Here is a 23,534-nt window from a genome sequence, read left to right on the forward strand (position 1 = left end):
TACCCGAGTCAGCGTGGGTGTGCCAACCTTTGTGGCACTTTCACGACATGGATGGCGATCTATTGAAAACGCTCACTCTGATCGGGGCCTTGCTGTTCAGCACGCCTCTGTTTGCCGCACAGCTGAACCTTGAGCTGGGCGCGAGCAGTCGCACCTGGCAGACCGAGGAGCTGCTTAAGCACCCGCAACTCCGGACCCTGCGCATTGCCGACGACGTTTCCTACAAACGGGAGATGAGCTATCAAGCGGTGCCGCTGGCGGCGTTGTTGACCGGCATCAAGCCCGCTGACCATCTACAGGCCGTGGCGCTGGACGGATTTGCCGCCGAACTGGCCGCTGCACCATTGCTCAACACCCAAGGTGCGCAGGCTTGGTTGGCGGTTGAAGACCCGGCAAAACCGTGGCCAGCGTTGTCTGAGGGTAAACCGAGTGCCGGGCCGTTTTATCTGGTCTGGACGAATCCTCAAGCGGGCAATATCAGCCCGGAGCAGTGGCCATACCAGGTCGCCAGCATCAAGCGCATGGCGCCGGTGGCCGAACGTTTCCCTGCCCTGCTGCCGGATCCGGCCTTAAAAGCAGATGATCCGATCAATCAAGGTTTTGCGCTGTTTCAAAAGAACTGCCTGGCGTGCCATCGACTGAACGGTGCCGGGGATGCGCAGTTCGGGCCAGACCTGAATATTCCGTATAACCCGACCGAGTATTTTGGAGCGGACTTCCTGAAGCGGTACATCCGTGATCCGCAGAGCTTGCGCCAGTGGCCCCAGGCGAAGATGCCGGGGTTTACCACTCAGGTGTTGCCGGAGCGGGATCTGGAAATGCTGGTGGGGTATTTGAAGCATATGGCCGGACGCAAGATAAAGCCTTGACCCTAATCCCCTGTGAGAGCGGCGGTGCGACGATTCGACTTGCCCGCGAAAGCGTCAGTTCAGACACTCATGCAGTGACTGGAAAACCGCTATCGCGGGCAAGCCCGCTCCCACAGAGGGGGGCTGTTCCGGATTTACTGTTGCTGGACAGAGATAACCGGCATCGGTGTTGGCGACACAAACACCTTCGCATGCATCTGTTCGCACCCGCCGCCCCGGCGCATCCCGCGTACCGGGCAGGCATCCAGGTAATCCAGGCCCACCGCCAGTTTCAAATGGCGCTCCGGTCGGGCCAGTTCGTTGGTCACGTCGAAGCTGTACCAGGCGTCATCCAGCCAAGCTTCCGCCCAGGCGTGACTGGCCAGGTGTTCGCTGTTCTCGCTGTACAAATAGCCCGACACATAACGCGACGGAATGCCCAGGCTACGTGCGCAGGCGAGAAAGGCATGGGTGTGGTCCTGACAGACACCTGAACGCCCGGCAAAGGCCTGAGCCGCGCTGGTGTCGACTTCGGTTGAGCCCGGCGTATAGGTCATGCGCTGGTTAAGACCATGCATCAAATCGATCAGCGCAGTGCGATCACGACGTGTTTTACATTCCTTTTGCGCGAACGTTCGCAACGCTTCGTCTGGCTCCGTCAGGCGCGTGAAGCGCAGGAACGGCAGCGCCGACTGGCTTTCATGCTCGGCTTCGCGCAATTCGTCGATGTCGACCTGACCACGGGCGCCGATGATGATTGCCTCGTGCGGCTCGTCCATGGTCAGCACGTGCAATATGTTGCCAAACGGATCGAGTTGCGCGCGTACCGGGCGCGGCAGGTCGAGCTGCCAGCTGAGAACGTGCTGGCGCTCACTGTCGTGGGGTGTCAGTCGCAGGTACTGGATGCTCGCCCGCACCTGATCTTCATAGTGATAGGTGGTTTCGTGGCTAATGGAAAGTCTCATGCAGCCTCCAGGTAAGAACTGTGAATGGCGTTACCCAACCGGCGCACCAGCGGGATGAACTCGGTCAGCCAGGCGTGCAAGCCTTCGTCGAGAATTTCGTTGATGCCGGTGTAGCGCAGACGCGCGTCTATCTCAGCGGCCAGGCGTTGTGCCGGGCGGCCGTTGGCCCCCGGCAGGCTGGCGAGGATCTGGTCGATTTCTTCGGTGCAGGCGCGCAAGGAGCGCGGCACATCCGCGCGCAGCAACAGCAACTCAGCCACATGCCGGGCACCGGGGGCGTCGCGGTAGATCTCGGTGTACGCCTCGAACGACGACAGCGCACGGAGCAATGCGCTCCACTGGTAATAGGCGTGCGCCGTACTGTCACTGACGGCTTCCGCTTGATCGCCGGCCATTTCGTAGCGAGCGTCAAGCAGGCGCAGCGTGTTGTCGGCCCTTTCGATAAAGGTTCCCAGACGAATGAAGCGGAACGCATCGTTACGCATGATGGTGCCGTAGGACGCGCCCCGAAACAGGTGGGAACGTTCCTTTATCCACTCGCAAAAACGGCTCATGCCGTAACGGCTCAAGCCCTGTACGGCGATCCCGCGAATCTCCAGCCAGGTGGCGTTGATGTTTTCCCACATGTCGGCGGTGATTCGCCCACGCACCGCATGGGCGCTGGCCCGAGCGGCGCCGAGGCAACTGTAGATGCTCGCCGGGTTGTCCGCGTCCAGGGCGAAAAAGTGCAGCAGCCGTTCGGCATGTAACTCGCCGTGGCGCTCCAGGTAGTCGTCCAGGGTGCCGGTGATCAGCAACGGCATGGCGAGTTCGTGCAGCCCGTCACCGCGGCCATCCTGTGGCATCAGCGACAGCGAATAACTGATGTCGAGCATACGAGCGAGGTTTTCCGCCCGCTCCAGGTAACGCGACATCCAATACAAATCCGAGGCAGTTCTACTTAGCATGGCAGGCTTCCTTCAATCCTCGACCACCCAGGTGTCCTTGGTTCCGCCACCCTGGGATGAATTCACCACCAGAGAGCCTTCACGCAGGGCGACACGGGTCAAACCGCCGGGCACGACCCGGGTTTCGCGGCCAGACAGTACAAACGGACGCAGGTCGATGTGGCGTGGGGCGATGCCGTTTTCGACAAAGGTCGGACAGGTCGACAGGGATAACGTCGGTTGGGCGATGTACGCGTGTGGTTTGGCTTTGATCCGTGCGCGAAACGACTCGATTTCCGCCGCCGTCGCCGCCGGCCCCACCAGCATTCCGTAACCGCCGGAGCCCTGGGTTTCCTTGACCACCAGATCGGGAAGATTGGCCAACACGTGGGACAGTTCAGAGGGGTTGCGACACTGGAACGTCGGCACGTTTTTCAGAATCGGTTCTTCGTCGAGGTAAAAACGGATCATGTCGGTGACAAACGGATACACCGACTTGTCGTCCGCGACGCCGGTACCGATGGCATTCGCAAGCACCACGTTGCCGGAGCGGTAGGACGACAGCAGCCCGGGAACGCCCAGCATCGAGTCCGGATTGAACGCCAGCGGATCGAGGAACGCGTCGTCGAGGCGACGGTAGATGACGTCGACGGCCTTAGGCCCGTCCGTCGTGCGCATGAACACCTTGTCATCGCGCACGAACAGGTCCGCGCCCTCCACCAATTCAACCCCCATCTCCCGAGCCAAAAAGGCATGCTCGAAAAATGCGCTGTTGAAGCGACCCGGTGTCAGCACCACCACGCTCGGGTTATCAATCGGGCTGGAGCTTTTCAGGGTATCCAAAAGCAAATTCGGGTAGTGATCGATAGGAGCAATGCGTTGCGCCGCGAACAGTTCGGGGAACAGCCGCATCATCATCTTGCGGTCTTCGAGCATGTAGCTCACGCCGCTAGGTGTGCGCAGGTTGTCTTCAAGCACGTAATACGTGCCGTCGCCGTCGCGCACCAGATCGACGCCAGAGATGTGCGAATAGATATCCCGATGCAGATCCAGCCCTTGCATCGCCAACTGATATTGCTCGTTGGCCAGCACTTGCTCGGCAGGAATGATGCCCGCCTTGATGATGCGCTGCTCGTGATAGAGGTCGGCAAGGAACATATTCAATGCCTTGACCCGCTGAATGCAGCCGCGCTCGACGACCCGCCATTCACTGGCCGGGATGCTACGAGGGATGGTATCGAAGGGAATCAGGCGCTCTGTCCCCTGCTCATCCCCATAGAGGGTGAAAGTAATCCCGGCGCGATGAAACAACAGATCGGCCTCGCGTCGCCGTTGTGCCAAAAGCTCGTCAGGCGTTTCGGCCAGCCAACGGGCAAACTCCCGATAATGCGGGCGGACCTGGCCGCCTGCATCGTACATTTCATCAAAATAGGTGCGGATCATGCCGTACTCCTTGTCACCCGGACATCTAGGCTTCGCAAGGCCCGTGCCATCGGCATAAACGCTTTGATATCAATCAGTTGGAAATAAACACCGTTAATACCGCACCAATCCTGTGCAGCAAACGCCCCAACTTGATTGCCCCCGCTTCATTGCAAGGCGACGTTGTCGCCTATCACCAGCATAGTCAGAGTTGATTTCGCTGCCCGGTCGTCGGTGCGGATAATCCGCGCATTCGCTGGAAAACAGCCCGAACTTCCCTTTAGCCGCCTGCTCGGGCGGTTTTTTTTTGCGCCGGTTTCTTGTTTCAGGATTTTGCCGGAAGTTTTTGCCGCCCCATAAACTAAAACGGCCAACCCGAAGGCCAGCCGTTAGTGCGTGTCACTGTTCATAAGCTTATGCGAGTAGCCCTCGTACCTCCTGCTTGACGCCCCATCCTTCAATGATGCCGCCCAGAGGCTCGACCACGGCCTCAAAACATTGCTCGAAATCGCCGATGTCATCGTAGGTGGCGTACATGACTTTGCTCAGTTCGAGCGCCCATGCGCCGTCTTCGCGCACACTGATTTGCGCATTCAAGGACTCACCACGGTAATGACCTGCTGCTCTGCGGGCCCGCTCCTCGTCGGGAAAAATGGCGTAGAACTCGATGGGATGGAATCTTGAAAAGTCGAAACCGCCTTCTTTCATGCGGCGCAGCACCGAGCTGCTGATGTCTTCTTGATAGGCTGTGCTCATGAAACGTCCCCCTCATAGTGATGGATAGACTTTCCGTATTCCCGGCACACGCAACCGAGTGGTGCGAGCGATGCGGCAACCTCGTTGCCGGTGGGAAGCAAGCATGTAGCTGACAAGACCAGACCTTAGCGATCCATTCGCTGATCTCGATTGCAGAGTAGCCTCAAGAGAGCGCCGATGCCAAGGCCTGCATGAGAATGTGACAGGAAGTGTTCAGGCTGGCGTGATACCGAGGATTTGTATGCTGTTCTGTGATTTAAGACTTTTGACGCTCGCATCAGCGGTTCGCCCTTCCAGATCATTCAGATCCAGTTCGGCGGCGACTGGAAGAAGTCGGGCCTTGATGAGTTTGGCCGCGTGCTCATTGTCCGGGCACTCGTCGCACTCAAAGACTTCATCGACTGTTTCACCGTGATCATCTACGAAAGTGATTTTCCACTTTTGCATCAGAGCCTCCTCGATAAAACCCATGGATGGGCTTACAAGCATCTGGACTTTTGCGCGGACTGTTCGTTCAACGGATTACGGCGTGCGAGCGTGAAAAACACGACTCGCTTCCACAGGGAATTCTGAGTCAGATCCGTACGTCAGCCCGCGGCCCGGTGATGGCCCAGATGATCAGCCCCAGCACCGGCAAGCACGCGATCAACAGCACCCAGAGGACTTTCATCCCGGTGGTGGCGCCGCTTTTAAACACGTTGATGATGGCCCAGATATCCAGAACGAAAATGATCAAGGCAATCAGGCTGTTGAACGTAGAACCCATGGTGACGCTCCCTAAGAGTAATTTGCACTCTTAGGATAGCCGCCTAATGCGAGGGTTCAGATTTTTTCAGGGTTTACGTCAGATATGGATCGCCACTTTCAAGGCTTCCAGGGATGGCGCAGCGGCGATGCCGACCTCGGCGCACAGTTCAAGAACTCGTGGCACGTCGTTGCCGTAGACCAGCACCACTTGCATCTCGTCGTCGAGCAACTGGCTGAAGTTCATCAGCGTGTACCCGCCGTTTTCCTTGTTCATGCTGCCCATTTGCACCTGAATGCGGTTGAGCGCGGTCAGGGCTTCGGTTTTGGCCAGTTGCTTGGGTTTGATATTGAAATCAACACCGGGGCCGAACGAAGCGACGATCCGGGCGAACAGGTCCATGTACGTGTCGGCCTGGAACAGCACCGTCTCCGGCAGACTGCCAACAACCACCCACTCGCCCAAAGGGATCGGGAACGAGTCGTCGTAGTTGATATCCGGATTGGCCGTCAGAAAAGCTTCAGGATCGGCGTAAGCCTGAGCCGCTTCGTCAGCGACCTTCAGGATTTCGTCATCGCTCATGCACCCGGAGCTGATTTTGCTGATGAGTTCGACGAGTGCGGCTTTCATGAGGTGGATCCTGTAGCGAATGAATTTTGAGGGCGCGAAGGATAGCGCATTTGGAGGAAGTTACCGAGCAGGGTGGGACCTGTGGTGAGGGAGCTAGCCCGTCACCACAACTGATCAGCCGAGCAGTTTTTCCAGCTGCGCGATGGTATCGGTGGCGCCCAGGGTTTTCGCGGCATCAAGTGCAGATACGCCGTTGGCGTCCTTGGCTTTCGGATCGGCACCTTTGCTGATCAGGTAGTCGACGATTTCGACGCGGTTGAACATCGCCGCCATCATCAGCGCGGTTCGGCCATCAAACGATGAACCTTCCACTTGCGCCCCGCCGTCTACCAGCGCTTTGACCACAGCCAGGTCGCCCTTGAACGCGGCACCGGCAATCGGGCTTTGGCCGTTGTCATTGCGAATTTCCGGGTCGGCCTTGTGTTCGAGCAAGACTTTTACGGTATCCACATGGCCATGGTAGGCGGCCAGCATCAGCAAGGTGTCGCCTTTGTGGTTGCGCAGATTAGGCGGCAGGCCTTTGGTCAGCAGCGCAGCCATCATGGCCGCATCGCCCTCGCGCGCTTTGTTGAAGACCTGTTCGGCAAATTCAGCGGCTTCTTCGGGGGTCATCTGGCGACTTTGGTCTGACATCGGGGGCTCCACGTTGGGTTGTTCGCAAAGGCGACAGTTTCCCGAGCAGCCCCCACGCTGTCACTTGTTTTTTCTCAAGGGCTGCCATAGCCACATTCAATAGCGGTACTTACCGCCGAGAATATCCGCCAGCACTTGCTCGGTCACCTGCACATAGGTGTGGGTACCGGGTAACCAGGCATAGATCGGGTCATCGCCGGTTTTGCCGGGGTCGAAGGCTTCGTCCTTGAGCCGGGTCTTCTTGTATTTGAACGTCCCGGTGGTCTCCATTTTCACTTTTACCCGCAGGAACAGCGGCACCGCATAGGCCGGCATTTGCTGGCGAGCGAAATCCAGCAATTCACTGAAATCCAGGGTGGCCAAGGATTCGGCCGGGGTAATCGCAGCCATGCCGGCGCGCCCGTTAGTGTTTCGGACCTCTACGCCATACGCCACGGCTTCCGCGATCTGCGGATATTGCAGCAAGATGTTTTCAACTTCCGTGGTCGAGACGTTTTCGCCTTTCCAGCGGTAGGTGTCACCCAATCGATCGACGAATTGTGCATGGCCGAAACCAATGTTGCGCAGCAGGTCACCGGTGTTGAAGTAACGATCGCCCTTCTTGAACACGTCATGCAGCACGACTTTTTCGGTTTTTTGCGGGTCGGTGTAGCCGTCCAGCGGTGCCTTGTCGTCGATTCTTGCCAACAACAGCCCCTGCGCGCCTTTGGCGACTTTGTTCATGAAACCCTTGTCATTACGAATCGGCTGACCACTGTCATGGTCGTAGGTCACCAATTCCCAGGCCATCAGCGAGAAACCGATGGTGTGGTCAAAATTGAGAATGTTGCTGAACCCGATGTTGCCGTCGCTGGCCGCATATAACTCGCAAATGTGGTTAACGCCGAAACGGTTCTTGAAGGCGTTCCACGCGCCGGGACGCAAACCGTTGCCGATCATCTTGGTCACGTTGTGTTGGCGGTCCTCGGCGCTGGGCGGCTGATCTATCAGATAACGGCACAGTTCGCCCACATAGCCGAGGGTGGTCGCGTGGTAGTTGCGTACTTCGCTCCAGAACTGGCTGGCGCTGAACTTGCGACGGATGGCAAACCCCGAGGCGCCGCTGATGGCCGAACCCCAGCACACGCAGAGCCCGGTGCCGTGATACAGCGGCAAGGTGCAATAGACGATGTCGTGCGGCTGCATGTCCAGGGCGATCAGGCCGAAGCTGGCAGAACTGCGCATCCAGCGCCCGTGCTTGAAGATACCGGCCTTGGGCAGTCCAGTGGTGCCGGAGGTGTAGATGTAGAAACAAGGATCGTCGAAAAAAACCCGCTGGCTGCTGGCCGGATTGTCGTCGGCCGCATCGGCACTGGCCGCCATCAGGTTGACGAACCCGTCGGGGGCAATGCCCGGATGGTTATAGGTGGCTTGATCGGCAACGAACCAGGTTCGCGCGGAAGCGATGGACACCCGTTCGCGGACCTGCAAAAACGCCGGGACCAATTCGCCACCGACGATGATCGCCACGGACGCCACCAGGTTCAGGCTGTGCACGAGGGTATCGCGGGTCTGCGAGGTATTGAGCAACGCGCTGATCGCGCCGACCTTGGCCACCGCCAGAATCGTCACCAGTAGCTCAGGGCGGTTCTCGATGAAGACCGCAACCACGTCCCCCTTCCCGATGCCTTGGGCAATCAGATGATGAGCAATGCGGTTGGCCCATTGATTGACCTGCCTATAGGTCAGCGTCACGTCGCCCTGTAGTAATGCGGAACCATCGGGATTGCGCAACGTCGCCTGCTCGAAACACCAGCCCAGGCCACACGGTTGGGTCGGATCCTTGACGTTGGCGACTTTCAGACCCTTCACCACGCGGGGAATGGTTTTGGCGATCGTCGGCAGTTTGCGGAGCATCATGCCCCAGGTAATCGTGTCGTTCGGCGTGCGTTTCATGCGTGTTTCCGCTTATTTTTTTATTGTCGGGCGGCGTTCATTGAGCTCGAAAATACGTCAGCGGTTCTTGAGCTGTACACGCGGTTTTTGCAATGTTTTGTATCCGCACCACGGACAAGCGAACGATGAACCCCGACCTGCCAATTGGTTCCATCGAAACAGCAACAATCTTTCAAAATGCAGGATGCACGATGGCCATTCATGCAGATTGCACGATGTAAAAATTCAGCTATAAAGTTAAATAATTGATTTATAACGATTTTATAAATTTTGAATACTGGCACAATCGCTGCAACTGCCTCTCCATGCTTGCCAATCATGTGCACACGGAGCTGATAGACATGAACCTGATCCAAGAAAAATTTTCTTCCTTGTTCTCCAACTTCGAAGTGACCACACAACCGCGACCTGACGGCGGGATTCTACTAACCCTGCGTGGCACTGAAGGCCGGGTGTTCAAGCGTTCGATTTCCTACCAGCAATTGCATGCTGGCGATCAGTTATCGTGGGTGATCAGTGCTATTCGCCGTGACCTCGCCGAACAGGCCAGTGAACTGCCGCAGATCTCCATGTTGCAAAGCCAACAACGGTTTGCTTTGCCGACTTATCACACGGCGTAAATCCCTGGACAGTACAAATATTGTGGGAGCGAGCCTGCTCGCGAAGAGGGCGTATCAGTCAAGATTAAAGTTGACTGATACACCGCTTTCGCGAGCAGGCTCGCTCCCACAAGTTATGTGCATTGTTCTTAAAAAGTTGAAGGATTGATCCGCGCGAAACCGTCAGTCCTCAAGACCCGGGAAGCGGCTGGCGATGTCGTCGCCGGTGAAGTTGGCCACCCAGCCTTCAGGGTTATTGGACAGACGGATCGTGACGAAATGTGGATGTTCGCCCATGTCGAACCAGTGCGGGGTACCGGCCGGCACCAAGATCAGGTCGTTCTTTTCGCAGAGCACCGCGTAGACGTAATCGTCTATGCGCAGGGTAAACAAGCCACGACCGGCAACGAAAAACCGGACTTCATCCTCGCCATAACAGTGTTCGTCGAGGAACCTGGCGCGCAGTTCGGCTTTTTGCGGATGATCACTGCTCAGGCTGATGACATCGATGGAGAGGTACCCGCGCTCGGTCATCAGCTTGTCGATTGGCTCCTGATACGCGGCGATCACTTCTTCCTGACTGGCGCCGGGCTGGATTTTCGCCGCCGCTTGCCAGCGGTCGAAGCGCACGCCCTGCTCGGCCAGGGTCGAGGCGATGTCTTCGAAATGGGTCAGTACCTTGTTCGGCAGATCAGGGCTTGAGATGTGGTAAACGGACAGGCTGCTCATCAGGGCAACTCCTTAACGGTTCATGCTTTACGGTTAAAGAGCGCGCGCGTCTTCAACTCGCACTCGAACAAAAAATTCAACGGCCTGGATCTGCCCTGGACGAAGTGTCCATGGGTAAGGCTCATGGCCTGTCCTCTTGCAGTCGTGTGGCAATGATAACGGCTGCCGCCAGGGCTGCGAGGCTTGCAATACTAAAGGTCAATGGGGCGCCGAGGGCAGTCCAGCTATAGCCGGAATACAACGCACCCAAAGCGCCGCCGGTACCGGCCAGTGCGGCGTAAAGCGCCTGGCCCTGCCCTTGCTGACGCGCACCGAAACTACGCTGCACGAACTGGATCGCAGCTGCATGAAAACTGCCGAAGGTCGCCGCATGCAGCACTTGAGCGAACAGCAACACCCAAAGAAATTTGGCAAACGAACCGAGCAGCACCCAGCGCAGGGCGGCCAGCAGGAAGCTCGCCAACAGCACCCGGCGCACCGAGTACCGTGTGAGGATTCGGGTCATGGCCAGAAACATCAACACTTCAGCGACCACGCCGACCGCCCAGAGCAGGCCGATCACGCCTCGGCTGTAGCCGAGACGTTCCAGGTGCAAGGTTAAAAAAGTGTAATAAGGCCCATGGCTCATCTGCATCAGCGCCACACAAGCATAAAACGCCAGGACGCCGGGGCTGCGCAATTGCTTGAGAAAACCGTCCCCCGCCAGCCGCTCACCCTGAGCCGGTTGGGCATTGGGCACCCACAAGCTGCTGACGACGATACCGCCCATGATCAACACTAATGCCACCGGATAGATGTCGAGGCTCAGCCATTCGAACAATCGGCCAAGCAATACCACGGTGATGATGAAACCGATGGAGCCCCACAAGCGAATCTGGCTGTAGCGCGAGGTCTGCCCTTTCAGGTGTGCCAGGGTGATCACTTCGAACTGCGGCAATACCGCGTGCCAGAAGAACGCGTGCAGCGCCATGACCATCGCCAGCCAGGCGTAGGTCTTGCTGACGAAAATCAGCGAAAACGTCAATAACGTACACACCGCACCGAAGCGCACGATGGCCAGCCGTCGGCCGGTGTAGTCACCCAACCAGCCCCAGATGTTCGGCGCGACGCAGCGCATCAGCATCGGGATCGCCACCAGTTCGCCGATCCGCGCGCTGGAAAAGCCCAGGTGATCGAAGTACAGCGCCAGAAACGGCGCCGTCGATCCGAGCAAGGCGAAATAGAACAGGTAGAAACTGGAGAGCCGCCAGTACGGGAGCGCCGCTGCCGTCATCAGACTGCAGCGGCTGTCAGGTCAGCCATTAAAGCTGACCCAGCACCGGGGTGCTCACGCGCACATCGGCGTTCTGCCCACGGTGACGCAGCAAGTGATCCATCAGCACGATGGCCATCATCGCTTCAGCGATTGGCGTGGCACGAATGCCGACGCACGGATCGTGACGGCCTTTGGTGATGACTTCCACCGGGTTGCCATGGATGTCGATAGACCTGCCCGGCGTGGTGATGCTCGACGTCGGTTTCAACGCCAAGTGCGCGACGATCGGCTGACCGGACGAGATGCCGCCCAAAATGCCGCCGGAATTGTTGCTGAGGAAACCTTCCGGGGTCATTTCGTCGCGATGCTCGGTGCCGCGCTGGGCAACACTCGCAAAACCGGCGCCGATTTCCACGCCTTTCACTGCGTTGATACTCATCAGCGCATGGGCCAGTTCGGCGTCGAGGCGGTCGAAAATCGGCTCGCCCAGGCCTGGCATCACACCTTCAGCCACCACGGTGATCTTCGCACCGACCGAATCCTGATCGCGACGCAGCTGGTCCATATAGGCTTCCAGCTCCGGGACTTTGTCTGGGTCAGGGCTGAAGAAGGCGTTTTCTTCCACCGAATCCCAAGTTTTAAACGGGATTTCAATCGGGCCGAGCTGGCTCATGTAGCCGCGAATGATGATGCCCTGGGTTGCCAGGTATTTCTTGGCAATCGCGCCAGCCGCTACGCGCATGGCGGTTTCCCGGGCCGAGCTGCGACCACCGCCACGGTAATCGCGTTCGCCGTATTTATGGTGGTAGGTGTAGTCGGCGTGGGCCGGACGAAACAGATCCTTGATCGCCGAGTAGTCCTTGGACTTCTGGTCGGTGTTGCGAATCAGCAGGCCAATCGAGCAACCGGTGGTCCGACCTTCAAACACGCCAGAGAGGATTTCGACTTCGTCGGCTTCCTGGCGCTGCGTGGTGTGGCGGCTGGTACCGGGCTTGCGGCGGTCCAGATCACGCTGCAGATCCTCCAGGGAAATCTCCAGCCCCGGCGGGCAGCCGTCGACAATGGCGACCAACGCCGGACCATGGCTTTCGCCCGCGGTGGTGACAGTGAACAGCTTGCCGTAGGTATTGCCGGACATGCAGGACGCTCCGTGAAATAGAACCTGAATACGTAATGCGCGCCAGTATACGCAGGCTACCCGAGTAGTTCATCCTCGAACCTTATGGGTGCCGGTGAGTCCAAACGGCATCTTTGTGAATGATGGCGTGATGATGCTGCGAGTTATAGCCTTGAGCCTGACCCTGTTTACCGGTTTTGTGCAGGCCACCGTCCTGCAACGCCCCGTCACCCTGGATACCGGCAGCGGTGAGCTTTTCGGCTCGTTGTTACTGCCCAAGTCCGACTCGCCTGTGCCAGTTGTCCTGATAATTTCCGGCTCTGGCCCTACGGATCGTGACGGCAATAACACCGATGGCGGACGCAACGACAGCCTGAAACGGCTGGCCTGGGTGCTGGCCAAACACAACATCGCCAGCGTGCGTTATGACAAACGCGGCGTGGCGGCGAGCCTTGCTGCCACCCCGGACGAACGCAATCTGTCAGTTGAGGCCTATGTGGCCGACGCCGAAGCCTGGGGCAAGAAACTAAAAAACGATTCGCGTTTTAGCCAACTGATTTTGCTCGGCCACAGCGAAGGTGCCTTGATTGCCACCCTGGCGGCACCGAGCGTGGATGCCGCGGGGGTCATTTCCCTGTCCGGCAGCGCGCGACCGGTGGATCAGGTGTTGCGTCAGCAACTGAGCAATCAACTGCCGCCGGCGCTGATGCAGCGCAGTAATGAGTTGCTCGACACGCTCAAGGCCGGTCACACCGACGACAACGTGCCACCGCCATTGCAGGCAATATTCCGCCCAAGTGTGCAGCCGTACCTGATTTCGCTGTTCCGTCAGGATCCGGCGGCAGCGTTTTCCCGATTGAAGATGCCGGCGCTGATTATTCAGGGCAGCAACGACATCCAGGTTGGCGTTGGTGACGCCAGGCTGCTGAAGGCCGCCAAGCCCGACGCCGAACTGGCGCTTATCGAAGGCATGAACCACGTCATGCGCATCGTGCCCAACGATGTAAAACGGCAATTGGCCTCTTATAAAGACCCACAATTACCGCTGGCCGCCGAACTTGGCACACGAATCCTCGGATTTATTGAAGGACTTCGCCCCCGTTAAGCGCTGTTGGCCCTCCAGTCCTGTCAAAACCGGCCGATAAGCCTTTGTCGCCAGCGCACTGGCTGGCGGCAGGGCTTGGACAGGATCGCTCCGTTATGACTGATACCCAGACTTCACCCGACACCACCGCTGAACAAGACGCACCGCCCGCGGTTGAGCTGCCGTGGGCGGACGTCCACGTCGAACACCACAAACTGCTTCGTCTGGCGCCGCTGAAGACCGATCGCAACACCGGCGCACGGCCGCTGCGCTTTGTCGAATTCGGCTATGCCGAACGCCACAGCACGGATCAAAGCCTGATGCGCATGAGCATCACCCTGCCCAGTCAGCGTGTGCGCAAAGAACAGAATCACCTGGACGTGTGGGTCAATCACACCACCAAGAGCGTGCATTTCGGGCCCGACAGTGGCCTGCAGATTGAACCGATGAACCGTGGCATCGGCCGCTTCATGGCCGCTCAAGGGATCACCTGGGCGAAGAAGCGCTGGTCCGGTTACACCGTCGATGGCATAGACCTGAACAACAAGGATGCGCTGAACGAAGACACCCGACTACGTCGCGATCACTTTCTCGGAGCCCATGGTTTTGAGGTGGTGTATGCCGATGCGCAGCATTTGAAGGGGCGCGTCGAAGCCGTACGGATCGGCGACCTCTCGGGCGACTGGAGCACTGAAAAGCTGCAGCGGGTGGAAATCCTCGAAGCCGCGCAGATGCTTCAGCAGGCCGAACAAAACCTGGCCGAGCAGGAAGTGAAGCTGCAGACGCACGAAGAAAAAGTCAGCAAGTACAGGCGAGAAGACGCCGGACTGCGCTTTACCATTACGTGTCTGGTGGCGTTTGCGGTGTTTCAGGCGGGGTTGTTGATCTGGATTGCTACGCATCGGTAAGGATTCAGAACCGAGGCACGCCAATCGCGGGCAAGCCCGCGATGGCGTCCTCAGGTCAGACGCGGGAAGCGAACAGGGCCTGATGATCGCGGCACTGCTCAGCCGTCAACATGAACACCCCATGCCCGCCGCGCTCGAAATCGAGCCAGGCGAAATCGACTTCCGGGTAGAGCGCCTCGACGTGAACCTGGCTGTTGCCAACTTCGACCATCAGCAAGCCCTTCTCGGTCAGGTGATCTGCGGCTTCAGCGAGCATGCGACGCACCAGGTTCAAACCATCATCGCCACAGGCCAGTCCCAGCTCCGGTTCATGCTGATATTCGTCCGGCATATCGGCGAAATCTTCCGCGTCGACGTAGGGCGGGTTCGACACGATCAGGTCGAAACGTTGTCCCGGCAAGCCATCAAACCCATCGCCCTGAACGGTGTACACCCGCTCATCGACACCGTGACGCTCGATGTTCTGATTGGCCACTTCCAGCGCTTCAAACGACAGGTCGGCCAGCACCACTTCAGCGTTCTGGAACTCATAGGCACAGGCGATGCCGATGCAGCCTGAGCCGGTACACAGGTCAAGAATGCGCGCCGGTTCGGTGCCCAGCCATGGTGTGAAGCGGTTTTCGATCAGTTCGCCAATCGGTGAACGCGGGATCAACACACGCTCATCGACGATGAATGACATGCCGCAGAACCAGGCTTCGCCCAACAGGTAGGCGGTCGGTACGCGCTCTTCGATACGGCGTTTTAGCAACAGCTGCAAGTGGACCAGTTCATCTTCTTCCAGCGCGCAGTCAAGGTAGCTGTCGGCAATTTCCCACGGCAAATGCAAGGCACCCAACACCAATTGACGGGCTTCATCCCAGGCGTTGTCAGTCCCATGGCCGAAAAACAGATCCTCCCCATGGAAGCGGCTGACGGCCCAACGGATATGGTCACGCAGGGTACGAAGTCGGGAAGTGATCACGGCGGCAAACTCCAGAAAAAACGACTGGCGAGTCTAACAGCCAAAACGCGCCACGACGACGCAGGAAAAACACCAGAGCAGATGTAGGACCCATCCCTTTTTACCGCTGGCTATTGAACAAAACGAGCAAACTGACAAGGCTGCAAGCCAGAAAAGACGACGTCTACAATAGTAGCGATTCACAGAACCGCTCAGCCAGAGGACAATGGCGCAAAAGCCCCACTCCAAGGAGCCCCAGAATGTCCGTTCCAAAAACGATGTTTCAACTCAGTGGCCGCGGTTATGCAGCAGCCAATCTGAGCCATGCGACCCTTGTCATCATCGATGCACAGAAAGAGTATCTCAGCGGCCCGCTGGCCCTGAGCGGCATGGACGCTGCCGTCGCAAACATCAAGCAATTGCTGGCGGCTGCCCGCGCGGCCGGACGCACCATCGTGCATGTACGCCACCTCGGAACGGTCGGCGGGCTGTTCGACCCACAAGGCGAGCGTGGTGAGTTCATCCCCGGCCTTGAGCCACTGGCCAACGAAACCATCATCGGCAAAATGCTGCCGAGTGCGTTCCACGGCACCGAACTGGCAAAACGTCTGGAAGACCTCGGCGCCCTTGACCTGATCGTCTGCGGCTTCATGAGTCACTCCAGCGTAAGCACCACAGTGCGCGCCGCGAAGAACCTGGGTTTCCGTTGCACGCTGGTGGAAGACGCGTGCGCTACGCGCGATTTGCCTTACAAAGGCGGCGTGTTGAGCGCCGAGCACGTTCAACAGACCGAAATGGCGATCATGGCGGACAACTTCGCGACGCTCGCGCTCACTCACGATCTGATTTGATCGGTCCTGGATGAGTGCCCAATACTGCCGCTCATCCGCAAAAGTCTCGCATTTGCCGCAATTGACTTAGCCTCAGGAACAACCCGGTCAACTCCCGGTCGAAGGGCCGATACCCACTGAGGAAGGTCGGAATGAAGTTATCCGATGGTTTTGACGCTCGCCGCTTGCGGTCCAAAGGCCAGCGCAACTGGCGTTTTCGAATTGGCGCCGCGTTTGCCGCGTTGCTGGCCACGTGCGGTGTCTTACTTGCCATGGCGGCTGCCGCCAGTCTCTTTGGCCATGTACCCGCGCTGGGCGAACTGAACACTAGCCGGACCGGTGCGGCAGTGGTTCTGGGGGTTGGCCTGTTCATGCTGTACCTCGGCGTGTGGCTATGGCGTCGCTGCCGGCGCCGTTCGCGCCAGTCGCGCGGGCTGAACATGTCTCCGCACCTGATGAAAAAACACGACTGAACGCAAGGCCCGGTATTTGCCGGGCCTCAATTGTTATGGATCGCGCCTCGACTTGGGTAAACTGGCCGCCCTTCGCGGAGGCTGACATGCAAGACGACGATTTTTCCCTGTTCAAAAGTGCGATTCAAGGCGTCAAGCCGATCAAGCATGATCGCGCCGAAACCGGCAAACCCAAGGCCGACCGCGCGCAAATCGCTAAACTGCGTCAAGCCGCGACCATTCGCACCGATGCCACCACCGTTGACGGTCTGTCCGATCAGTTCGTCATTGATGTCGGCCCGGAAGACGAGCTGATGTGGGCCCGTGACGGTGTCCAGGAAAGCCAGATGCGCAAGCTCAAGATCGGTCAGATTCCGTTCGAGGGCAGCCTCGACCTGCACGGCATGAGCGTGGAAAAAGCCCGAGAAACCCTCTGGGCCTTTCTGGCCGAAGCGACCAAATTCGAAATTCGCTGCGTGCGCGTCACCCACGGCAAAGCCGTGCGTCTGGACGGCAAGCGGCCGATGATCAAAAGTCACGTCAACACCTGGCTGCGCCAGCATTCACAGGTACTCGGCTTCACCTCGTGCCAGGCCAAACATGGCGGTGCCGGAGCGGTGTATGTGATGCTCAAACGCACCATGATGGAAGGTCGTGACGAGTAAAGCTGTCGCGTCACGCTTGCAGCGCCGTGTTTGCCACCGTACCCTTGGCCTTTGCGAAAATCCCCACAGGTAGTTTCATGTCCCTGGAACAGAATTACACCGCGATTCTCGGCCAACTGGGCGAGGACGTCTCCCGCGAGGGCCTGCTCGACACGCCAAAGCGTGCCGCCAAAGCCATGCAGTACCTCTGCCGCGGTTATGAACAGACGCTGGAAGAGGTCACCAATGGTGCCTTGTTCAGCTCCGACAACAGCGAAATGGTGCTGGTCAAGGACATCGAGTTGTACTCGTTGTGCGAACACCACCTGCTGCCGTTCATCGGCAAGGCGCATGTCGCCTACATCCCGAGCGGCAAAGTGCTGGGTCTGTCGAAAGTGGCGCGAATCGTCGACATGTACGCACGCCGTTTGCAGATCCAGGAAAACCTCAGCCGCCAGATCGCGGATGCGGTTCAGCAAGTCACTGGCGCCTTGGGCGTTGCGGTGGTGATCGAGGCCAAACACATGTGCATGATGATGCGCGGCGTGGAGAAACAGAATTCGTCGATGATCACCTCGGTGATGCTCGGTGAGTTCCGCGAAAACTCGGCCACCCGCAGCGAGTTTCTCAGCCTGATCAAGTAATCTGCAGCACGAAGAAAACCGGCATTCATCGCCGGTTTTTTTCGTCTGCAAAAAATCAGGTAAGCTGCGCGCCCTTCTCAATTCGCACCGTGAGGCTTTCAACGTGTTCGTAAAAGCGCTTCGTGTCGGCCTTGGCCAACTGATCATCTTCATCGACTTCCTGACTCGTCCCGGCAAGAAGCAGCGCCCCGCCGAGGCTCAGGCCAAAGTCAACTCAGCTGCCAAAGACCTGACGCTGTATCAATTCCACGCCTGCCCCTTCTGTGTGAAGACCCGCCGCAGCCTGCGCCGCCTGAATGTGCCGGTGGCGTTGCGCGATGCGAAGAACAACGAACAGGATCGCCAGACCCTGCTGGAACAAGGTGGCAAGATAAAGGTGCCGTGCCTGCGCATCGAAGAGAACGGCCAGACGACCTGGATGTATGAATCCAAGGTGATCATTGATTATCTGGATAAGCGGTTTGCGGCGGCCTGATGGTTTTTGTGCTGCTCTGACTGACGCTATCGCCAGCAGGCTGGCTCCCACAGGTTTGTGAACGCCACAAATCCACTGTGGGAGTGAGCCTGCTCGCGATGAGGCACCACAAATCTCAGTCAAAAATAAACCGGCCCAATGGCCGGTTTATTTGTTTTTGCCCGCCCCCCCCCTCAGGCTAACTCCCAAAGGTGAACGCTTGCCCCTGTGGGAGCGAGCCTGCTCACGATGGCGTCGGCACAGGCGATATATCTCAATCGCCAAACTTTTTACAAACAAAATAGAAAACATTATTTGCTTTATTTGTATACAAAAGCATAATCCACTTCGTGCGAGTTCCTGACCAAGCGGTCAACAAATTCGCAAGCGCCTTGCCTCAAAGGGCCGCTGCCACCCTCATGGGTCCGGCCCTGGAAATAACAATAAAACTCTTGAGGAGTACTCGCTGTGGAAAGCCGCAAATCCGAAGCATCGACGCTGGATCTTTCGCCGCCATTACGCAATGGCTTGCTTGAGCGCATCTTCAAACTCAGCTTGCATGGCACCACGGTGAAGACCGAGCTGATTGCCGGTCTGACAACCTTCATCACCATGGCTTACATCATCTTCGTTAACCCCAACATCATGGCCGACGCCGGGATCGATCATGGCGCCGCGTTTGTGGCGACCTGCATCGCGGCTGCGCTGGGTTGCCTGTTGATGGGCCTCTACGCCAACTGGCCGGTCGGCCTGGCGCCGGGCATGGGCCTGAACGCGTTCTTCACCTACACCGTGGTTGGCACCATGGGCTACAACTGGGAAACCGCCCTTGGCGCGGTGTTTGTTTCCGGTGTGTTGTTCATGATCCTGACCTTCTCGCGGATTCGCGAATGGCTGCTCAACAGCATTCCCGTGAGCCTGCGCTTCGCCATGGGCGCCGGCGTCGGTTTGTTCCTGGGGCTGATCGGCCTGAAAACCGCGGGCATTGTCGTCGATAGCCCGGCGACCCTGATCAAGCTCGGCTCCCTGCGCGAACCCGGCCCGCTGCTCGCCGCCATCTGCTTCCTGATGATCGCCATCCTCAGCTATCACAAAGTGTTCGGCGCAATCCTCATCAGCATCATCACCGTGACCCTGGCCGGTTGGGGCCTGGGCCTGGTGCACTACGAGGGCATCATGTCGGCCCCGCCGAGTCTGGCCCCGACCTGGATGGCGATGAATCTGGCCGGCGTGTTCAACGTCAGCATGATCAGCGTGGTCCTGGCCTTCCTCTTTGTGCACATGTTCGACACCGCCGGCACCCTGATGGGCGTGGCCCAGCGAGCCAACCTGGTTGGAGCAGACGGACGGATCGAAAACCTCTCCCGCGCGATGAAAGCCGACAGCGCGTCCAGCGTTTTCGGCGCAATTGTCGGTGTTCCGCCGGTTACCAGCTACGTGGAAAGTGCCGCAGGTGTTGCGGCAGGCGGTCGGACGGGTCTTACCGCCGTGACTGTCGGCGTGCTATTTATTGCCGCGATGTTCTTCGCACCATTGGCCGGCATGATCCCAGCCTATGCCACCGCCGGCGCGCTGATTTATGTGGCGATGCTGATGATGGGCGGTATGAAGCACATCGAATGGGACGAAGCGACCGACAGCATTCCGGCAATCGTTACCGCGATCATGATGCCCTTGACCTTCTCGGTCGCCGACGGTATTGCGCTGGGCTTCATCACCTACGTGGCGCTCAAGGCGGGCACCGGTAAGTACAAGGAAATCTCCGTCAGCTTGTGGGTGCTCTGCGCGATCTTCATCGCCAAGTTCATTTTCTTGTAAGCCGCCTACGATTCAAAAACAGTGTTTCAAAACAGCCTCACCCCGCCGGGTGGGGCTTTTGCACAAATGGAGGAAAGTGATGAGTCTGGAAACCTGGCTGCTGTTCAGCGGCGCTGCGCTGGTGGTGATCCTGATCCCGGGGCCCCTGTCGTTGCTGATGATCAGCAACAGTTTGAATTACGGTTTGCGCCGTTCTTACCCTGCGTTTCTCGGTGGCGTGATCGCTTCGATCTGCTTGCTCAGTGCCTCGGCGCTGGGTTTGGGCGCCTTGCTGCTCGCGTCGGAGCAGCTGTTCAGCGCGCTGAAAATCGTTGGGGCGCTCTACCTGTTCTACCTCTCGTGGCAGAGCTGGCAACAATCGCGTCAGCCTTCGGTGGGGGCCCAAGTGCCTCAGGCGGCGCCAGTACCGCGTTTCCGTGCGCTGTTCGGTCGCGCGTTTGTACTGGGTGCGAGCAACCCGAAGGACATTCTGTTCTTTGCTGCTTTCCTGCCGCAGTTTTTGAGTGCCGAACAACCGTTCCTGCCGCAGCTGCTGGTGATGATTGCGACCTGGACCGTGCTGGATCTACTGTGCAAATTGGCTTATGGGCTGGGTGCCCATGGTGCGGCGCGTTATCTGCGCAGTGGCAAGGGGCAGAGTTGGTTCAATCGGGTGAGTGCGGGGTTGTTTGGTGGGGCTGGGGCTGCATCCCTTCTAAGCCGGTAAAAGCAAAAGCTTCGCGAGCAGGCTCGCTCCCACATTGATCTAAGGTGTTCGAAGATCTCCTGTGGGAGCGAGCCTGCTCGCGAAGGCGTCAGCAGCAACACCACATTTCTGAAGGCGAAAAAAAGCCCGCAGTATGAGCGGGCGAAAACCAAAGAAGCTATATGCGCAGTCGCTTCAAGGCTGAGGCAGCTGCTTGGGGGATCAGCTGCCGCGATACGTGGAATAGCTATACGGCGAAATCAGCAACGGCACATGGTAGTGATCCTGTTCCGCAGAGATGCCGAAACGCAGCACCACTACATCGAGAAACGCAGGCTCCGGCAACTGAACGCCACGGGCGCGGTAGTAGTCGCCCGCATGGAACTGAACCTGATAGACCCCGGTACGGTAGCCATCGCCTTGCAGCAGCGGCGCATCGACACGGCCATCGCTATTGGTTGTCGCGCTGGCGACCAATTCCAGGTGCGAACCTTCAACGCGGTACAACTCGACCTTGATCGAGCTGCCCGGGCAACCGTGTGCAGCGTCCAAAACGTGTGTAGTCAAACGTCCCATTGATTCTGCGCGCCTGCCTGCGTAGAGCAGTCAGGCCTCGCGCCTCCCGAAGTCAGTTAAAAAGGAGACCGCACCGATTCGGAGCACGAATCACTGCGGCGAGCGATTGATTAAGACACTTTTCAAAAAAATTGTACACAATAAAAACGACCTATTTACCTCAATGCCCGCCAGTCGGGGGTTTACAGCGAATTTAACCCCGCACCATAAGATCAGCGGACCTTCTATCATTTAGCTGACCACTCGGGCAGGTTTCTTGCAGTATCATCAACTCATGACAGTTCGAGAAAAATGCAAAAAATCAGGCTTACAAATTGAATATAAAGTTGTATACAATCACCTCATCGCAGTGACGCCAGCCTGATATCTCATCGCAAGGCCGCCACACAACCTTGAACACGTCGACACGAATAAGAAGGAAGACTGCAGTGAGCGCTGACTACCCACGCGACCTGATCGGTTACGGCAGTAACCCTCCTCACCCACACTGGCCGGGCAACGCCCGCATCGCGCTGTCTTTCGTACTCAATTACGAAGAAGGCGGCGAGCGTAATATCCTGCACGGCGATAAAGAATCCGAAGCCTTCCTCTCCGAAATGGTCTCGGCGCAGCCGCTGCAAGGCGAGCGCAACATGAGCATGGAGTCTCTTTACGAGTATGGCAGCCGTGCCGGCGTCTGGCGGATTCTGAAACTGTTCAAGGAATTCGATATTCCGTTGACCATCTTCGCCGTCGCCATGGCTGCCCAGCGCCACCCGGATGTGATCCGCGCGATGGTCGATGCCGGTCATGAGATCTGCAGCCACGGCTATCGCTGGATCGACTACCAATACATGGACGAAACGCAGGAACGCGAGCACATGCTCGAAGCGATCCGCATCCTCACCGAAATCACCGGTGAGCGCCCACTGGGCTGGTACACCGGCCGCACCGGTCCGAACACCCGTCGGCTGGTGATGGAAGAAGGCGGTTTCCTCTACGACTGCGATACCTACGACGACGACCTGCCCTACTGGGAACCGAACAACCCGACCGGCAAGCCGCACCTGGTGATCCCGTACACCCTGGACACCAATGACATGCGCTTCACCCAGGTCCAGGGATTCAACAAGGGCGATGACTTCTTTGAATACCTCAAAGACGCCTTCGACGTGCTTTACGCCGAAGGCGCCGAAGCACCGAAGATGCTTTCGATCGGCCTGCACTGCCGACTGATCGGCCGGCCGGCGCGTCTGGCTTCGCTCAAACGCTTTATCGAATACGCTAAAAGTCATGAACAGGTGTGGTTCAGCCGCCGCGTCGACATTGCGCGCCACTGGCACGAAACCCACCCATTCCAAGGGACCGCGAAATGAGCACCTTTCAGTCCGTCAAACCGTCAACCCTGAGTCGCGATGCGTTCGTCGCCGCTTTCGCCGACATCTACGAACATTCGCCATGGGTGGCCGAAAAGGCCTTCGACCTGGGCCAGGACGCCTCGATCGACCAGATCGAAACCCTGCACCAACGCATGAGCGACATCCTGTTGAGCGCCGATCACGCAAGCCAGCTTGCACTGATCAACGCTCACCCGGACCTGGCAGGCCGTGCCGCCGTCCAGGGCCAACTGACCGAAGCCAGCACCAATGAACAGGCTGGCGCCGGTATTCACCAATGCACGGCCGAAGAGTTCCAGCGCTTCACCGAGCTGAACGACGCCTACAAAGCCAAGTTCAAGTTTCCCTTCATCATGGCGGTAAAAGGCAGCAACCGGCATCAGATCCTCGCGGCGTTCGAAACGCGCATTCACAACTCGGTCGACACCGAATTCAAATGCGCGCTGGCAGAGATCAACAAGATCGCCCTGTTCCGTTTACTGACCCTATAGCGAGCATTGCCCTAGCGCCATTGAACGCAGACATCGCCCAGGGCACTGCAAGCATCCCAAGCCAACTTA

At 58.2% G+C, this 23,534-nt stretch carries 26 protein-coding genes and 1 pseudogene; 13 read left to right on the forward strand and 14 right to left on the reverse strand.

Features of this window, described 5'->3' with window-relative positions:
* Positions 1–47 precede the first annotated feature (47 nt).
* On the forward strand, positions 48–869 hold the full coding sequence (locus AC3ISI_RS20140) for a c-type cytochrome (RefSeq protein ID WP_489333485.1): 822 nt from the start codon (positions 48–50) through the stop codon (positions 867–869).
* A gap of 134 nt (positions 870–1,003) precedes the next feature.
* Here the strand turns inward: AC3ISI_RS20140 and AC3ISI_RS20145 are convergent, their stop codons facing one another.
* From AC3ISI_RS20145 to AC3ISI_RS20185, 9 genes are all read right to left on the reverse strand, one after another.
* Entirely contained in the window at positions 1,004–1,813 is an 810-nt protein-coding gene (locus AC3ISI_RS20145; protein ID WP_489333486.1) for a transglutaminase family protein, read from the reverse strand.
* Positions 1,810–2,760 (reverse strand): alpha-E domain-containing protein, encoded by a 951-nt coding sequence (locus tag AC3ISI_RS20150; protein WP_489333487.1) that lies wholly within the window; start codon positions 2,758–2,760, stop codon positions 1,810–1,812. The genes AC3ISI_RS20145 and AC3ISI_RS20150 overlap by 4 nt, the downstream gene beginning before the upstream one ends.
* Before the next feature lie 12 nt (positions 2,761–2,772).
* The gene (locus AC3ISI_RS20155) at positions 2,773–4,182 is read right to left on the reverse strand and encodes a circularly permuted type 2 ATP-grasp protein (RefSeq protein WP_027922514.1); all 1,410 of its coding nucleotides are present in this window, start codon (positions 4,180–4,182) and stop codon (positions 2,773–2,775) included.
* A gap of 393 nt (positions 4,183–4,575) precedes the next feature.
* Complete coding sequence (locus AC3ISI_RS20160) at positions 4,576–4,917, reverse strand: ribonuclease E inhibitor RraB (protein WP_489333488.1); 342 nt, start codon at positions 4,915–4,917, stop codon at positions 4,576–4,578.
* A 213-nt stretch (positions 4,918–5,130) separates the two neighbouring features.
* The gene (locus AC3ISI_RS20165; protein WP_489333489.1) at positions 5,131–5,364 is read right to left on the reverse strand and encodes a hypothetical protein; all 234 of its coding nucleotides are present in this window, start codon (positions 5,362–5,364) and stop codon (positions 5,131–5,133) included.
* A 127-nt stretch (positions 5,365–5,491) separates the two neighbouring features.
* Positions 5,492–5,683 (reverse strand): PLDc N-terminal domain-containing protein, encoded by a 192-nt coding sequence (locus AC3ISI_RS20170; RefSeq protein WP_452627535.1) that lies wholly within the window; start codon positions 5,681–5,683, stop codon positions 5,492–5,494.
* 78 nt (positions 5,684–5,761) lie between these two features.
* Positions 5,762–6,292, reverse strand: a complete 531-nt coding sequence (locus tag AC3ISI_RS20175) for a hypothetical protein (protein ID WP_489333490.1) — start codon at positions 6,290–6,292, stop codon at positions 5,762–5,764.
* A 114-nt stretch (positions 6,293–6,406) separates the two neighbouring features.
* Positions 6,407–6,925, reverse strand: a complete 519-nt coding sequence (locus tag AC3ISI_RS20180) for an ankyrin repeat domain-containing protein (protein WP_223518709.1) — start codon at positions 6,923–6,925, stop codon at positions 6,407–6,409.
* 96 nt (positions 6,926–7,021) lie between these two features.
* Positions 7,022–8,860: a long-chain-acyl-CoA synthetase gene (locus AC3ISI_RS20185; RefSeq protein WP_489333491.1), complete on the reverse strand. Its 1,839-nt coding sequence runs from the start codon at positions 8,858–8,860 to the stop codon at positions 7,022–7,024.
* A 341-nt stretch (positions 8,861–9,201) separates the two neighbouring features.
* On the opposite strand from AC3ISI_RS20185, the gene AC3ISI_RS20190 reads away from it, so the two are divergent.
* The gene (locus AC3ISI_RS20190; protein WP_489333492.1) at positions 9,202–9,480 is read left to right on the forward strand and encodes a DUF3509 domain-containing protein; all 279 of its coding nucleotides are present in this window, start codon (positions 9,202–9,204) and stop codon (positions 9,478–9,480) included.
* A gap of 162 nt (positions 9,481–9,642) precedes the next feature.
* Here AC3ISI_RS20190 and AC3ISI_RS20195 read toward each other — a convergent pair whose 3' ends face one another.
* The 3 genes from AC3ISI_RS20195 to aroC all read right to left on the reverse strand — a co-directional run bounded on the left by AC3ISI_RS20195 (position 9,643) and on the right by aroC (position 12,581).
* Positions 9,643–10,188, reverse strand: coding sequence for a 1,2-dihydroxy-3-keto-5-methylthiopentene dioxygenase (locus AC3ISI_RS20195; RefSeq protein ID WP_489333493.1), 546 nt, complete (start codon positions 10,186–10,188; stop codon positions 9,643–9,645).
* Positions 10,189–10,309: 121 nt separating this feature from the next.
* Positions 10,310–11,461 (reverse strand): MFS transporter, encoded by a 1,152-nt coding sequence (locus tag AC3ISI_RS20200; RefSeq protein ID WP_489333494.1) that lies wholly within the window; start codon positions 11,459–11,461, stop codon positions 10,310–10,312.
* Between the two features lie 28 nt (positions 11,462–11,489).
* Positions 11,490–12,581, reverse strand: coding sequence for a chorismate synthase (aroC, locus tag AC3ISI_RS20205; RefSeq protein ID WP_489333495.1), 1,092 nt, complete (start codon positions 12,579–12,581; stop codon positions 11,490–11,492).
* A gap of 84 nt (positions 12,582–12,665) precedes the next feature.
* On the opposite strand from aroC, the pseudogene AC3ISI_RS20210 reads away from it, so the two are divergent.
* Positions 12,666–13,665 (forward strand): annotated as a pseudogene (locus AC3ISI_RS20210) (alpha/beta hydrolase).
* A gap of 95 nt (positions 13,666–13,760) precedes the next feature.
* Entirely contained in the window at positions 13,761–14,552 is a 792-nt protein-coding gene (locus AC3ISI_RS20215; protein WP_489333496.1) for a hypothetical protein, read from the forward strand.
* 55 nt (positions 14,553–14,607) lie between these two features.
* On the opposite strand, the gene prmB is transcribed toward AC3ISI_RS20215, so the two are convergent.
* Entirely contained in the window at positions 14,608–15,516 is a 909-nt protein-coding gene (gene prmB, locus AC3ISI_RS20220) for a 50S ribosomal protein L3 N(5)-glutamine methyltransferase (RefSeq protein ID WP_489333497.1), read from the reverse strand.
* A gap of 239 nt (positions 15,517–15,755) precedes the next feature.
* Here prmB and AC3ISI_RS20225 point away from each other — a divergent pair, with 239 nt between their 5' ends.
* The 7 genes from AC3ISI_RS20225 (at position 15,756) to AC3ISI_RS20255 (ending at position 21,043) form a co-directional block, all read left to right on the forward strand.
* Positions 15,756–16,346 carry a cysteine hydrolase family protein gene (locus AC3ISI_RS20225; RefSeq protein WP_489333498.1) on the forward strand — a complete coding sequence of 197 codons (591 nt, stop codon included), beginning with the start codon at positions 15,756–15,758 and terminating at the stop codon, positions 16,344–16,346.
* A 131-nt stretch (positions 16,347–16,477) separates the two neighbouring features.
* Positions 16,478–16,798, forward strand: a complete 321-nt coding sequence (locus AC3ISI_RS20230) for a hypothetical protein (RefSeq protein WP_489333499.1) — start codon at positions 16,478–16,480, stop codon at positions 16,796–16,798.
* Positions 16,799–16,884: 86 nt separating this feature from the next.
* Positions 16,885–17,442 carry a Smr/MutS family protein gene (locus AC3ISI_RS20235; RefSeq protein ID WP_123434159.1) on the forward strand — a complete coding sequence of 186 codons (558 nt, stop codon included), beginning with the start codon at positions 16,885–16,887 and terminating at the stop codon, positions 17,440–17,442.
* A 77-nt stretch (positions 17,443–17,519) separates the two neighbouring features.
* Positions 17,520–18,065, forward strand: a complete 546-nt coding sequence (folE, locus tag AC3ISI_RS20240) for a GTP cyclohydrolase I FolE (RefSeq protein ID WP_414916961.1) — start codon at positions 17,520–17,522, stop codon at positions 18,063–18,065.
* Between the two features lie 103 nt (positions 18,066–18,168).
* On the forward strand, positions 18,169–18,540 hold the full coding sequence (locus AC3ISI_RS20245) for a glutathione S-transferase N-terminal domain-containing protein (protein ID WP_007944451.1): 372 nt from the start codon (positions 18,169–18,171) through the stop codon (positions 18,538–18,540).
* A gap of 447 nt (positions 18,541–18,987) precedes the next feature.
* Positions 18,988–20,337: an NCS2 family permease gene (locus AC3ISI_RS20250; protein ID WP_489333500.1), complete on the forward strand. Its 1,350-nt coding sequence runs from the start codon at positions 18,988–18,990 to the stop codon at positions 20,335–20,337.
* 79 nt (positions 20,338–20,416) lie between these two features.
* Entirely contained in the window at positions 20,417–21,043 is a 627-nt protein-coding gene (locus AC3ISI_RS20255; RefSeq protein WP_489333501.1) for a LysE family translocator, read from the forward strand.
* A gap of 201 nt (positions 21,044–21,244) precedes the next feature.
* On the opposite strand, the gene uraH is transcribed toward AC3ISI_RS20255, so the two are convergent.
* Positions 21,245–21,598 (reverse strand): hydroxyisourate hydrolase, encoded by a 354-nt coding sequence (gene uraH / locus AC3ISI_RS20260; RefSeq protein ID WP_489333502.1) that lies wholly within the window; start codon positions 21,596–21,598, stop codon positions 21,245–21,247.
* A 428-nt stretch (positions 21,599–22,026) separates the two neighbouring features.
* Here uraH and puuE point away from each other — a divergent pair, with 428 nt between their 5' ends.
* Both puuE and uraD read left to right on the forward strand, forming a co-directional pair.
* Complete coding sequence (puuE, locus tag AC3ISI_RS20265; RefSeq protein ID WP_489333503.1) at positions 22,027–22,953, forward strand: allantoinase PuuE; 927 nt, start codon at positions 22,027–22,029, stop codon at positions 22,951–22,953.
* Positions 22,950–23,465, forward strand: a complete 516-nt coding sequence (uraD, locus tag AC3ISI_RS20270) for a 2-oxo-4-hydroxy-4-carboxy-5-ureidoimidazoline decarboxylase (RefSeq protein WP_489333504.1) — start codon at positions 22,950–22,952, stop codon at positions 23,463–23,465. The genes puuE and uraD overlap by 4 nt, the downstream gene beginning before the upstream one ends.
* Positions 23,466–23,534: the final 69 nt, after the last annotated feature.

This window comes from Pseudomonas sp. GL_139_B, from assembly GCF_057834475.1.